This window comes from Actinomadura sp. J1-007, assembly GCF_009793335.1.
GTDB classification, from domain to species: domain Bacteria; phylum Actinomycetota; class Actinomycetes; order Streptosporangiales; family Streptosporangiaceae; genus Spirillospora; species Spirillospora yumaensis.
Map to the genome: position 1 here is coordinate 4,221,077 of NZ_WING01000001.1, position 13,296 is coordinate 4,234,372.

Consider the following 13,296-nt stretch of genomic DNA (forward strand, 5'->3'; position numbering starts at 1 on the left):
CGGGTTCGTCGCCGACATCGACCCGGCGGCGCTGCGGATCTTCGGGCGGTGGCGGACGGTCGACTGGATCCCGTGCGTGGAGGTGTGGGCGCGCGGTGTGCGGCGGCGGCGCACGCTCGCCCAGCCCGCGCTGACCGCGCAGCGTTGGCCCGAGCCGCACGAGTGCGCGCCGGACGTGCTCGTGGGCGGCGTGGCGTCCAAACGCCGGTACGTGATCCAGGTGCGGCGGGTGGACGCGGTGGTGACGTCGTGCCGCCGGGCGGGCGGCGTGCTGGAGATCAGCGGCTGGACCCGCGCGGGCCTCGCCGCCGGCACCGCCGTCACCGCCACCCGCACGGGCGCGGGCGGAGCCCCGGCGACGGAGATCGTCACCGGGCCCGTGGAGGCCGGTCCCGTGACGGCCTCGGCGTCCGGCGGGCGCGGCACGCCGTTCACCGCGCGGCTGCCGATCGTGGAGCTCGGCACGCCGGGCGAGTGGCGGATCGCGCTGTCCGGCGCGGGCCGCCCCCTGCTGGACGGGGCGGTCGGCGGGGCGTCCTGGCCCGCGCCCGGCGGCCACGAGGAGCTGGAGCCCGCCCGGACCCGGCGCGGCGACTTCAAGATCGTCGTACGGGAGCGCGGGCCGGTGGTCGCCCGGGTCGGCTGGTCGGCGGCGGGCGGCGTGCTGATCATCGCGGGCTCGTACCGGGGCGCGGCGCGGGGGGCGGCGGGCCGTCCGGACGCGATGATCCTGCGCCATCGCGGGACGGGCGAGGAGCGGCGCGTCCCGCTCGCGTGGGACGGCGACCGGTTCAGCGCGTCGTTCGCCCCGTCCCGGATGCCCGCGCTCGGCCTCGCCCGGCCGCTCGGCTCCGGCCGCTGGGACCTGCTCGCGCCCGAGGCGGGGCCCACCGGCCGGTCCCCCGGGACGGCCGGCGCGACCGCGCGGGGGCGGGGCCGCTGGACGCCGGTCCCGATGCGCCGCGACGTCCTGCCCACGCTGCCCGAACGGTGCGAGTCGGGCTTCCACCGCGTCAGCGTCGTCGCGCGCCGTTCCGACCTCCTCCAGCTCCTCGTGGAGCCCGCGCTCGCCGACGACGAACGGGGCCCGTACGCGCAGGAGCGGCTGCGGTCCGGGCACTACCGCCGCCAGCTCGCCCGGCCCGTGCGCGACCTCGCCGTGTTCGAGGCGTACGGGGGCCACCAGTACTCGTGCAACCCGCGCGGCGTCTACGACGAGCTGCGGCGGCGCGGCACCGACCTGGACTGCGTGTGGGTCACCGAGGACGGCGCGTTCGGCGACCCGGCGGGCGCGCGGACCGTCCTCGCGGGCGGGCGCGAGCACTACGAGGCGCTCGCCCGCGCGCGGTACGTGTTCGGCAACGGGCCGCAGCGGCCGTGGTTCGCCGGGCGCGAGGGCAGACGTACGTCCAGTGCTGGCACGGCACGCCGCTGAAGAGGACGCCGTGCTGCGACGCCGCGCACGACGTCCCGCACTGGGACCTGCTGCTCGCGCAGAACGCGTTCTCCACGCCGATCCTCCGCGAGGCGTTCGGCTACGACGGCCCGGTCCTGGAGAGCGGCCACCCCCGCAACGACATCCTGAACAGCCCGCACCGCGACCAGATCGCCGCCGCCGTCCGGAGGCGGCTCGGCGTCCCGGACGGCACGCGCGTCGTCCTGTACGCGCCCGCCCGCCGCGGCCACGGCGGGCGGGGGGCCGGGGCGGGGCGCGACCGGGGCGGCGCGCACCCGCCCGAGCGGCTGGCGGCGCGGTTCGACGCGGCGCTCGGCGGCGACCACGTGCTGCTGCTGCGCGGCCACCACCGCACGGCGAACGACCCGAGCGGCCGGGGCGCGCCGCTCGCGCCGTTCCCGCCGCTCCGGTCCGGTCCCGCGTGCGGCGGCCACGGCGTCGTCGACGTGTCGGCCTACCCCGACATCGCCGAGCTGTACCTGGTCACCGACGTGCTCGTCACGGACTACTCCTCGGCCATGTTCGACTTCGCCGTCACGGGCCGTCCGATCGTGCTGCTCGTCCACGACCTGGAGGCGTACCGCGAGCGTGCGGGCGGGTTCCACCTCGATCTGGAGGCGGAGGCGCCGGGGCCGGTGCTGCGCGCCGCCGACGACGTCCTCGACGCGCTCCGCGACCACGGGACGCTCCCCGGCGGGCGCTCGGAGGCGTACGCCGCGTTCGCCGCCAGGTACTGCGCCCGCGACGACGGCCGCGCCGCCGCCCGCGTGCTCGACCACGTCATGGCGACCGCCACCGCCGCCCTCCGCTGACCGCGCCGCTCGGCGGCGTCGGTCACCGCGGGTGTCTGGAGATCGGCGGGGGTGTGCACCTACGATCTCCGGAGCCATCGCGGCGACGGGCGCTCCCCCCGGCCCGGATGGACGGCCGGGTGCCCGCGACCGGATGAGCGACCGGATCCGATCCCACGTACCCGACGTACGGAAAGCGAGAGCGCCTATGACAGAACAAGGCCCAGCCCCGACGACCATCGACGAGGTGCCGGGCTGGTTTCCGCGGGTCGACCAGCGGCTGTTCGGCTGGCTCCTGGACCGCCAGGAGGAGCTGGACGTCCGCGGCGACCTGCTGGAGATGGGCTGCTACCTGGGCAAGAGCGCGGTCCTGATCGGCCGGTACCTGCGCGGGGACGAGACGTTCACGGTCTGCGACCTGTTCGACTCGCCCGCGCCGGACGGCGCCAACCAGGCCGAGATGTCCACGTCCTACGGCAACCTGACCCGCGCCGCGTTCGAACGCAACTACCGGGCGTTCCACGAACGGCTGCCGACGATCGTCCAGGCGCCGACGTCGGAGGTCCCGGCGCGCGTCGAGAACGGGTCGTGCCGCTTCGTGCACATCGACGCGTCCCACCTCTACGAGCACGTCGTCGGCGACATCTCCGCCGCCCGCGCCGCGCTCCGCGAGGACGGCGTCGTCGTGTGCGACGACTACCGTTCCGAGCACACGCCCGGAGTGGCCGCCGCCGTCTGGGCGGCCGTCGAGAGCGGCGAGCTGCGCCCGATCTGCGTCACCACGCAGAAGCTGTACGGGACGTGGGCCGACCCCGCCCCGTTCCAGGAGGCGCTGCTGGAGTGGCTCGCGGAGACGGGCGACACCTGGCACGAGGTCCAGCGGGTCGCCGGGGCCCGGCTGATCCGGGTCAAGCACACGGGCAAGGTCGGCAGGCAGGCCCCCGCCAACCAGCGCGAGGAGTTGCGCCGCGCCAAGGAGAGCCTGACCCGGTACGAGGCGGAGGTGGCGCTGCTGCGCCGCCGCCTGAAGGCCCGCGACCGGCGGATCAAGTCGCTCAAGGAGTCGGCGAGCTTCCGCGTCGGGCGGGCCATCACGGCCCCGCCGCGCGTGATCCTCCGGAGCCGCCGCGACTCCTGACGTCCGCGACCGCCGACCCTCCGCGAGCCCCGTTCCCGCGGCTCGGGCGCACGGTGCCAGTCCCGCAACCGGTATCGCGCACCCCTGGAGCTCGGCCCGCGGAACCCGGACCCCGCGCCACCCAGGCGCGGGGTCCTTCGCGTTCCCGGACGCCCGCACGGCGCGGCGCGGGCGCGTGCTGTCCCCGCAACCGGCGTACAAAATCATGGTCTAGCCGGTCCGGCGCTGCGGCGGGCCCGGCGGACGGCGGGTGACGATGGTCGCGTCCCGGTCGCCGGCGAGGGGCCGGCTGCCGATCGCCGATCACGTGTTCGCGGTGGCGGCACGGCGGTACAGCCGCGCCGCCCGCGACACCGGAGGCTTCATGACCGCTGTGCTGAGCCGGTACGCCCGGAGGAAGAAGCTCGACCATTTCTTCGCGGGCATCGACAAGGACGCGCGCGTGCTGGAGGTGGGCTGCGCGGACGGATGGGTCGGGCAGTACGCCGTCGCGGGCGGCTGGCAGCGCTTCACCGGGATCGACGCCGTCGCGCCGCCCGCCGCGCCGCCGCACCCGTTCGTGCTCGGCGACGTCCGGCAGTGGCCGCGGCTCGGGCTGGAGCCGGGCTCCTACGACGTGGTCGTCGCGTTCGACGTGATCGAGCACGGCGACCTGTTCGACGCGATGGCGGCGCTGCTGCGGCCCGGCGGGCGGCTCATGGTCACCACGCCCGTGCCGCACCTGGACTGGGCCTGCCGGCTGCTGGAGTGCCTCGGCCTCGCCGAGCGCCGGACGAGCCCGCGCACGCACCTGATCTACCTGCGGGACCTGCCGGAGGAGTTCCGGCCGGTCGAGACGTCCGTCCGGGGCGGCCTGTCCCAGTGGGGCGTGTTCGAGCGCGTCCCGCACCCGTCCGACGCCGACGGCCCGGCGTTCCAGTGGGCCGCCGCGCAGGCGCCGTGAACGGCCGCCTGGGAACGGCCCGCGCCGCGCCCGCGCCCGCCTGATCCGGCCGCCGGGCCCGGCCGGTCAAGGGTCGGTCAGGCGTTGGTTCTGGCATCGCTATGCGCGTTCGGGCGGTCGCCCGGCGTCGCCATGCTGGCGGGACGGTGCCCGCCCCGTGATCTGGAGGTCCGCATGTCCCCGACGGTCAGCGTCGTCGTGCCCATCTACAACGTCGAGCCCTACCTGCGGACGTGCCTGGAGTCGCTCGCCGCGCAGACCCTCCGGGACCTGGACGTGGTGATGGTGGACGACGGGTCGAGCGACGGCAGCGGCGCGATCGCCGCCGCGTTCGCCGAACGGGACGGGAGGTTTCGCCTCGTCACCAGGGAGAACGGCGGCCTCGGCGCGGCCCGCAACACCGGGATCGCCGAGGCGGCCGGCGAGTACCTGGCGTTCGTCGACAGCGACGACCTGCTCCCGCCGTACGCGCTGGAGTACCTGGCCGCGTCGCTGGCCGAGACCGGCTCGGACCTCGCGACGGGGAACGTGCGGCGCTTCGACGGGCACGGGGTGGCGCCGTCGCCGATGCACCGCAAGATCTTCCGGACGCCGGAGCCGCGCACGCACGTCACCCGCGACACCGGGCTGCTGACCGACCGGCTCGTCACCAACAAGCTGTGGCGGCGGTCGTTCTGGGACGCGCAGGGCATGGCGTTCCCCGAGGGCGTCCTGCACGAGGACATCGTGGTGGCGCTGACCGGGCACTTCTGCGCCGCGGCGGTCGACAAGCTGAGCCACCCGGTCTACCTGTGGCGGGTCCGCCCGGACGGCGACAAGTCGATCACGCAGGACCGGGTGGCGGGGCAGGCGCTGGAGCACCGGGTGCGGGCGGTGCGCGCGGTCGGCGGCTTCCTCGCCGAACGCGGCATGGACGCCCAGCGGCTCCTCTGGGACCGCGTCGTGGTGGGCGACGACCTGCGGCTGTTCCTCCAGGAGATGGACGCGGGCGACGACGGCTACCGGACCCGGTTCCTGGACCTGGCGAACGCCTACCTGGACGACGCCGTCCCGGGCGTCCTGGACGACCTGCCCGCCATCGAACGGCTGAAGTGGCACCTGGTGCGGCGGCGCATGGTCCCCGAACTGCTCGAAGTGCTGACGTTCCAGAAGAGCCGGGAGATGGCCGGAGCGGGCGTCGTCCGGAAGGGCCGCCACTACTACGGCCGGTACCCGTTCCTGGACGATCCCGCCGTCGGCGTCCCGCGCGAGGTGTACCGGCTGCGCGAGGAGGTGGGGCTGCGGCAGAAGGTCGAGGCCGTCCGCTGGGAGGACGGGAGGCTCGTGGTGGAGGGCCGCGCCGCGCTGAGGTACCTGCCACCGAACCGCCGTTGGAAGCAGCAGGTGTTCGCGTGGCTGGTCAACGCCGACACGGGGCGGCGGCTGCCGCTGCCGACGGCGTGCGTGCGCCGCACCGCGGCCGGGGCGGACGGGCGCTCCCGCGACTGGGGCGGGTTCCGCGTCACCGTCGACCCGAGGCGGCTGACGGGCAAGGCGGACGGCCCGGGGGAGTGGGGCGTCGAGCTGTGGGTGCTCAACCGCGGCCACCTGCGCCGCGCCGAGCTCGGCCCGCCCGCGTCCGGCCCGGCGCAGCGCCCCGGGCACCGCGAGATCGGCGGCGGCGCGCGGGTCTGCCCGGAGTGGTCGGAGAGCGGCGGGCTGGTCGTCCGGGTCGAGCGCCGCTGCGCGACCGTCACCCGCGTCGGGCTGGACGGCGCGGAGCTGGTGCTCGCCGGTGAGATCGCGGCGGCGGGCGCCGGGGCGGCGACGAGCCCGGCGCGCGGCCCCGCGAGCTGACGCTGACGCGGGCGCCCGGCGGCTTCCCGCGCCGCTACCCGCTCGCGTACGCCGACGAGCCGGGCGCGGAGGGCGAAGCGGGCACGGGCGAAGCGGGCACGGGCGAGGCGGCCGACGGCCGGGCCGGGGTGTGGCGGTTCACCGCGCGGGTGCCGGTGGACGATCTCGGGGCGGGCGCGCCGGGGCCGTTCCCGCCGATGAGCCCGGAGGCGCGGGCGCTCGGCGACGGCGCGGCCTGGGCCGTCCGGCTGGCGGGCGGGCGGGACGGGGACCTCGCGGTGCGGCTGGCCGGGTCCGCGCCGAGGCCCCGGTTCCCGCGCGGGCCGGAGGCGCGCCGCGAGGTCGCCGTGCACCGCACCGCGCGCGGCCTGCTGGAGCTGCGCGAACGCGCCGTCTGCCCGGTGCTCGACTCGGTCAACTGGACCGGCGACGGGCGGCTCGTCCTCGGCGGCGACCTCCCGCTCCCGGACGGCGTGCCCGCCGCGTTCGTGATCGCCGCGAACGGCCGCGCGGAGGAGACCGTCCTCCCGCTCGGCCGGATCGGGCAGCGCTTCACCGTGGAGTTCTCGCCCGGACGGGTCGCGTCGCTCGCGGGCGTCCTGCCGCTGCCCGCGGGCGGCTACCGGCTCGCCGCCCGCGTCGGCGAGGGCGCGGACGCCGCCGACGCCCCGGCGCAGGTGGACGAGACCCTGCACGAACGGCTCCCGGCCCGCTGCGTCGTGGACGGCCGCGCGTTCACGCTGACGGACGTGCGCGGCGAGTCGCCCGTCCTCACCGCCGAGAACGACCTGCTCCCGGACGAGCGGGGCCGCCGCGCCCAGGACGACCTGCGCGACGGCTTCTACCCGCGCGTCCGGGCCGAGCCGCTGCGGCGGGCGGTGCTGTTCGAGAGCTACTTCGGGCGGCAGTACTCCGACAGCCCCCGCGCCGTCCTGGAGGAGCTGCGGCGACGCGACGCGCCGTTCGAGTACCTGTGGGTGGTCGACAACGGGCAGGCGGAGGTCCCGGACGGCGTCACGCCGGTCCGCAGGCTCGGCCGCGACCACTTCGAGGCGCTCGCCCGCTCCGAGTACGTCGTCGTCAACTCGCACCTGCCGTCGTGGTTCGAGGCGCGGCCGGAGCAGACCGTCGTCCAGACGTGGCACGGCAACACGCTGAAGCGCATCGGGTTCGACATCGAGAAGGTGCAGTTCGCGACGCGCGACTACCACGAGCGGCTGGCGGGCGAGGTCGGCCAGTGGGACTACCTGGTGTCGCCGAGCCCCTGGTGCACGTCCGTGCTGCGCCGCGCGTTCCGGTTCAAGGGGGAGGTGCTGGAGACCGGCTACCCGCGCAACGACGTGTTCTTCGCGCCGGAACGCGACGCGCTCGCCGCCCGCGTCCGGGCCGCCGTCGGCGTGCCGGAGGGGAGGAAGGTCGCGCTGTACGCGCCGACGTGGCGGGACGACAAGTTCTACCGGCGCGGCAAGTACCGGCTCGACCTGCGGCTCGACCTGGAGGCCCTGTGGCGGGAGCTCGGCGAGGAGTACGCCGTGCTCGTCCGCCGCCACCCGAACATCGTGGACCGCGTGCCCGAGGCGGGCCGCGACTTCGTCTTCGACGTGTCGCTGTACCCCGAGATGCAGGAGCTGCTGCTCGTCGCCGACGTCCTGGTCACCGACTACTCCTCGGCCATGTTCGACTTCGCGGTCACCGGGCGGCCGATGCTGTTCTTCACCTACGACCTGGAGTCGTACCGCGACTCGCTGCGCGGCTTCTACTTCGACTTCGAGGCCGAGGCGCCCGGACCGCTGCTGTCCACGTCCGCGCAGGTCGTGGACGCCCTGAAGGACCTCGACGCGGTCGCGGACGAGCACGCCGCCGCGTACCGGGCGTTCACCGAACGGCACTGCCCGCTCGATGACGGCAAGGCGACGATCCGCGTCGTGGAGCGGGTCTTCGGCGGCGCCCTGTGACCGTTCTGGAGGCGCCCGGCCGGGAGAGCGGGCGGGCGGGGGAGGACGGCCGGGCGCGGCGGCGGTGGCCGTTCGGCGCGGGCGCCGCCGTCCGCCTGCCGGTCGCCGCCTGGGCCGTCGGCGCGTGGGCGTGCACGCTGCCGGTCGCGATGGCGCTGCCGGGCCTCGCGGGCGACGCCGCGGGCCCGTTCACCCTGCGCGGCACGATGCTGCCGCTCGTCGCGGGCGCGCTGCTGCTCGCCGCGGCGCTGGCGGCCGGGCTGTGGCGGGCGTCCGACGCGCTGGTGGCGGCGAGCGCCGGGCTGTTCGCGTCGTGGACGGCGCTGGTCATGCGGGCCGCGCTGCACGGCACGCCGTTCGGGTTCAACGGCCTGTACGGCGACATGGCGCGGATGACCGCGATGGCCACCCGCTACGGCGTCACCGCGTTCAGCAGCGACGGGATCGTGGCGGGCGTCCCGTCGGAGTACCCGCTGCTCTACCCGTGGCTGGTCGGCCGGACGGCCGCGCTGACCGGCGTCCCGGCGTGGCGGCTGCTCGGCGACGCGGAGGTCCTCGTCACCTCCGCGACCGTCGTCGCCGCGTTCCTGCTGTGGCGGCGGCTCGTCCCGCCCGGCCTCGCGCTCGTGCTGGCGCTCGCCGGGCTGGCCGTCTTCCACGACCCGTGGAAGGCGTTCGAGGTGCTCGCGCTCGCGGTCACCGTGCCGTGGCTGCTGGCGGCGTTCGCCGGCCCGCCGCGCGGGCGGCTGCACTGGCTCCCCGCGGGCGTGATCGGCGGGCTGATCCTGCTGACCTACCACGGCTACCTGATCTACTCCGCCGCCGGGATCGCCGCGCTGGTCGCCATCGGCTGGCACGGCGCGCCGGACCGGCGCGCGCACCTCGCCCACGCCGGGCGGACGGCCGGGCTCGCCGCGCTGATCGCCTCGCCCTACCTCGTCCCGTACGGCGCGGCGCTGCTGTCGGGCGGGCAGGTCGTCGCCGACCACTTCGGGGCGTGGGCGATCGCGCTGAACCCGTTCCCGTTCCTGCGGCCGTCGTTCGCCGGGCTGCTCCAGCTCGCCGGGCTGGCCGGGCTCGTCTGGTACCGGCGCGCGGCCTGGTGGGCGCCGCCCCTGACCGCGCTCGTCCTCGGCACGTACTTCTACCGGCTGAGCTGCGCCGTCCGGTACCTGCTGACCGGGCACACCGGCATGATCCACCACGCCGCGGTGATGACCGACGCGCTGCTCGTCCTCGCCGGGGTCCTCACGGCCGCGCGGGCGCTGCCGGGGCTCGGGCGGCGGCTGCGCGCCGTCCCGCCGCGCGGCCTCGGCGCGCTCGGGCTCGCCTGCGCGGCGGCCTGGACGGGCGCGACCTGCTACGAGGCGTGGATGCCGGGCAGCGCGGGCCGCGCCGCCGTCCGCGCCGCGGGCACGTCGCCCGTCGCGCGGGCGCACGCCGAGCCCGCGCCGGACGGCCGCCGCGACTTCCCGCGCGCGCTGCCGGGACAGGGGCGGTTCCCCGTCGAGCAGGTACGCGCCGCCGTGGAGTCCCGTCTCGGGCGCGGCGCCCGCCCGCGCACCCTCGCCTACGACGAGCGCCTCTTCTCGTACCTGCCGTGGCGCGGCTACATCGCGGTGGACCGCACCGCCGCGCTGACCCCGACCCGCTGGGACGACCGGTTCGCCGCCCTGCGCGCGCTCGCGGCCTCCGGGGACGCCGCCGCCTTCGCGCGCCGTTCCGCCGCCACCCCGTTCGGCCCGATCGACGTCTTCGTCCTGCGGAACGAGAACGCCGGGCGGGTCTGGACGTGGCGTCCCCTGCACCACAAGCCGGCGGTGCGCTTTACCCCGCTGAACTTCACCCCGGACCGGTGGGACGTGACGCGCGCCGGCCGGGAGACGGTCGTCGCCGTCCGCCGCGCCGGACGCTGACGGCCGACGGCTGACTCCGGCGTTCAGACGGGACGGTGGGCCCTCGCGAAGAGGGTGACGCCGGGGAGCTGCTTGACCGGAAGGTGGCGTTCGAGGGTCGCGACCGCGCGCAGGCCCGCGTTGACGGCGGGATGGAAACGCTCCAGGCCCCAGCCGGCCGCGCGGTGCCGCCGCCAGCGGACGAACGGGCGCAGCAGCACGTTCCAGCTCCACATCCGGTCGACCAGGAGGCCCGCCCCCTCGATCACCTCGGCGAGGGCCCGGCGGCTGTAGCGGCGGACGCGCCCCAGCACGACGTCGTGCGCCGACCACAGCGACAGGTCGCACGCCACGGAGACCAGCGCCGTCCCACCGGGCCGCAGCACCCGCGCCATCTCGGCCGCCGCCGCCCGGTCGTCCTCCACGTGCTCCAGAACGTCCAGCGCCATCGCGAAGTCGAAGTGCCCGGACGGCAGCGGCAGGTACGCGGCGTCGCCCTCGTACGCCTCGACGCCGCGTGCGCGCGCGAGCCGGACCGCGGCGGGCGAGCCGTCCACGGCCACCGCGTCCCAGCCGTGCGCGGCGAGGACCCGGGTGTTGCCGCCCCCGGCCGCGCCGATGTCGACGGCCCGGCCCGGCGTCCCGATCCGGCGCAGCTCGCGGGCGACGGCGGCCCGGCGCTCCCGGTACCACCAGCTCTCGTCCTCGACCTCGGCGATCCGCTGGATCTCGATGGTGTCCACGGCACCAGCCGACGTGATCACGGACGCCGCCCGCCAGCGTCAGGGCCGCGCCCGGCACAGCGTTGACCCGTTCTTGGCCGGAAGATCGCGAGGCGCCCGGCCCGCTGCCGGACCGGCGGCGGAACGCTCCGGCACCGCGCCCGCACGGTGCGTGAGCGGCGCGGTCCCGGGGCAGGAACGGAACGGTGCCGGTGATCGCGGACCGGACCGAGGTGATCGGGGGGTCACTCCATGCCGAGGGCGTCGTCCACCTTCGCGCGCGCCCATGCGCTGATGGCGTTCGCGCTGGTCGTCGCCGCGTCGCTGCGGCTGCTGGCCGTACTCGGGTATCCGGGCGCGCTGTGGTTCGGCGACTCGGTCGGCTACCTGCGGTCGGCGCTCACCCTGACGCCGTCCGGGACGCGCGCCAGCGCCTACTCGGTGATGCTGGGGGCGCTGTCGCCGCTGCGGAGCCTCACCGCCGTCGCCGCCGTCCAGCACCTCATCGGCCTCGCCACCGCTGTGCTGCTGTACGCGCTCGTCCACAGGCACGTGCGGGCGTCGGCGTGGGGCGGCCGGTGGTGGGCGCCGAGCGCCGCCGGGACGGCGGTCGCCGCGCCCGTGCTGTTCGACGCGTACCAGATCGAGCTGGAACACCTCCTGCTGTCCGACACGCTGTTCACGTTCCTGCTGGTCGCCGGGGTCGCCGCGCTGCTGTGGCGGACGGACGTCACGGCGCGCGCGGCCGTCCTCGCGGGCCTGCTCCTCGGCCTGGCGGCGGTCACCCGCACCGTCGCCCTCCCCCTGCTGCTTGTGGCCCTCGCCTGGCTCGCCCTGCGCGGTCGGCGCGGTCGGCGGGCGGCGGTCGTCCCCGCGCTGGCGCTGGCGGTGGCGTGCGCGGTGCCGATCGGGCTGTACGCGACGTGGTTCCGCGCCGCGCACGGGAGGTTCGCGCTCACCAGCACCGAGAAAGTCTTCCTGTACGGGCGGACCGCCGCGTTCGCCGACTGCGGCGCCATCAGGCCCCGTCCCGCGCTGGCGCGGCTGTGCCCGCGCACCCCGCCCGAGGACGTGTCTCCCGCGTACGCCGCCCTGTGGACGGACCGGTCGCCGTTCGCCGCCATGCCCGGCGGGAAGGCGGGCGGTAACCGGATCGCGGGCGAGTTCGCCTGGGCCGCGATCCGCGCGCAGCCCCTCGACTACCTGCGGATCGTGGTGCGCGACACGGCGCGGGCGTTCGCCTGGAGCCGCACGGTGTACCCGTCGCCGTGGACGTTCGCGAAGTACGAGTTCCCCGCGCGCGAGCGGCGGCTCAACGCCAGGCAGGCCAAGGTGGCGCGGCCCTACGCGGGCGCGGCCGGGACGCGGCCGGTCATCGAGCCGTACGCCCGCTGGATGCGCGCCTACCAGCGCGGCGCGTACCTGCCCGGCACGGTCCTCGGCGTCCTGCTCCTCGCCGCCGCCGCCGGGATCGTGCGCGGACGGCGGAACGGGGCGGCGTCGCGTGCCGTGCTGCCGTGGACGGTCTCGTTCGGGCTGCTGGTCGTGCCCGCCGCTACGGCCGACTTCGACTACCGGTACGTGCTGCCCGCGTTCCCGTTCGGGGCGCTGGCCGTGGCGCTGGCGTTCGTCCCGTCCCGGCGTTCAGCGGCGCCGCCGGCGGCGGACCAGGAACCGGACCGCCAGGAGGAACAGCACCACGGCCCCGACCGCCGGAACGGCCCGCTTGGCGACCGAGGGACCCGCGACCTCCAGGAGGTCGATAGCGTCGTCGTCCTCCCGCCGCCGCAGCGGCGTGACGGGAGCTGACGGCGCGGCCGCGGACGCCGCCTCGGCCTTGGGCTCCGGCTTCTTCGGCTCGCGTTCGGCGTCCGAGGCTGTGGACTCGACCGAGCTGGCGGGCCGCTGCTGCGGAACGGACGGCACGGGCTTCACAGGCTCAACGGGCTCAGGGGGCTCAACGCGCTCCACAGGCGAGACGGCCTCGGCTTCGGCGGCGGGCGGCGCGGCGGGCGGCTCGGCGAGCGCGGCGGGCGCGTCCGGCTTCGCCTCGATCCGCGGAGCGGGCTTCGGCTCGATCTCGGGCGCCGCCGCGGGCGACTCGATCTCCTGGGCGAGGGCCTTGGCGAAGCGGGTGATGAGCTTGGCGCCCACCTCCGAGAGGATGTTGCGGCCGAACTGCGCGGGACGGCCCGTCACGTTCAGCTTGGTGTGCACGGTGACGCGTGTCGTCCCGCCGTCGCCGTCGTGCAGCCGCGCCTGGACGGTCGCGGAGGCGGTGCCCGGCCCGCGGGCCTCCTTCGCGGCGGCCTCGATCGTGACCGTCCGCGCCGACTCGTCCGCCGCGACGATGCGGGCGGTGCCGCGGTAGGTGACGGTCATCGCGCCGACCTTGACCTTCAGCCGGCCCGCGTACTCCTCGCCGTCGACCGAGTCCAGCGTGGCACCCGGCATGCAGAGCGCGACGCGCTCGACGTCGAGCAGCACCGACCAGGCCCGATCCACCGGTACGGGGACGGTGAATTCGTGGTCGAGCTCCATGTCGTGGACCCTTCTCATC

The 13,296-nt window shown here is 76.3% G+C and carries 7 protein-coding genes and 1 pseudogene; 6 read left to right on the forward strand and 2 right to left on the reverse strand.

The window, feature by feature from the left end:
- Window positions 1-955 precede the first annotated feature (955 nt).
- The 6 genes and pseudogenes from GEV43_RS50525 to GEV43_RS19310 all read left to right on the forward strand — a co-directional run bounded on the left by GEV43_RS50525 (window position 956) and on the right by GEV43_RS19310 (window position 10,035).
- Window positions 956-2,268: pseudogene (locus GEV43_RS50525) on the forward strand (CDP-glycerol glycerophosphotransferase family protein).
- 187 nt (window positions 2,269-2,455) lie between these two features.
- Window positions 2,456-3,385, forward strand: a complete 930-nt coding sequence (locus GEV43_RS19290; RefSeq protein WP_160821890.1) for a class I SAM-dependent methyltransferase — start codon at window positions 2,456-2,458, stop codon at window positions 3,383-3,385.
- Window positions 3,386-3,749: 364 nt separating this feature from the next.
- Window positions 3,750-4,328, forward strand: a complete 579-nt coding sequence (locus GEV43_RS19295; RefSeq protein WP_160821891.1) for a bifunctional 2-polyprenyl-6-hydroxyphenol methylase/3-demethylubiquinol 3-O-methyltransferase UbiG — start codon at window positions 3,750-3,752, stop codon at window positions 4,326-4,328.
- Between the two features lie 174 nt (window positions 4,329-4,502).
- Window positions 4,503-6,164, forward strand: coding sequence for a glycosyltransferase (locus GEV43_RS19300; protein ID WP_160821892.1), 1,662 nt, complete (start codon window positions 4,503-4,505; stop codon window positions 6,162-6,164).
- A gap of 155 nt (window positions 6,165-6,319) precedes the next feature.
- On the forward strand, window positions 6,320-8,119 hold the full coding sequence (locus GEV43_RS19305; protein ID WP_309239715.1) for a CDP-glycerol glycerophosphotransferase family protein: 1,800 nt from the start codon (window positions 6,320-6,322) through the stop codon (window positions 8,117-8,119).
- Entirely contained in the window at window positions 8,116-10,035 is a 1,920-nt protein-coding gene (locus GEV43_RS19310; RefSeq protein WP_160821893.1) for an arabinofuranosyltransferase, read from the forward strand. The genes GEV43_RS19305 and GEV43_RS19310 overlap by 4 nt, the downstream gene beginning before the upstream one ends.
- A gap of 23 nt (window positions 10,036-10,058) precedes the next feature.
- Here the strand turns inward: GEV43_RS19310 and GEV43_RS19315 are convergent, their stop codons facing one another.
- Both GEV43_RS19315 and GEV43_RS19320 read right to left on the reverse strand, forming a co-directional pair.
- A complete protein-coding gene (locus GEV43_RS19315; RefSeq protein WP_160821894.1) occupies window positions 10,059-10,757 on the reverse strand; it encodes a bifunctional 2-polyprenyl-6-hydroxyphenol methylase/3-demethylubiquinol 3-O-methyltransferase UbiG in 699 nt (232 codons plus the stop codon).
- A gap of 1,623 nt (window positions 10,758-12,380) precedes the next feature.
- Entirely contained in the window at window positions 12,381-13,295 is a 915-nt protein-coding gene (locus tag GEV43_RS19320; RefSeq protein ID WP_241682953.1) for an SRPBCC family protein, read from the reverse strand.
- Between the last annotated feature and the right edge of the window lies 1 nt (window position 13,296).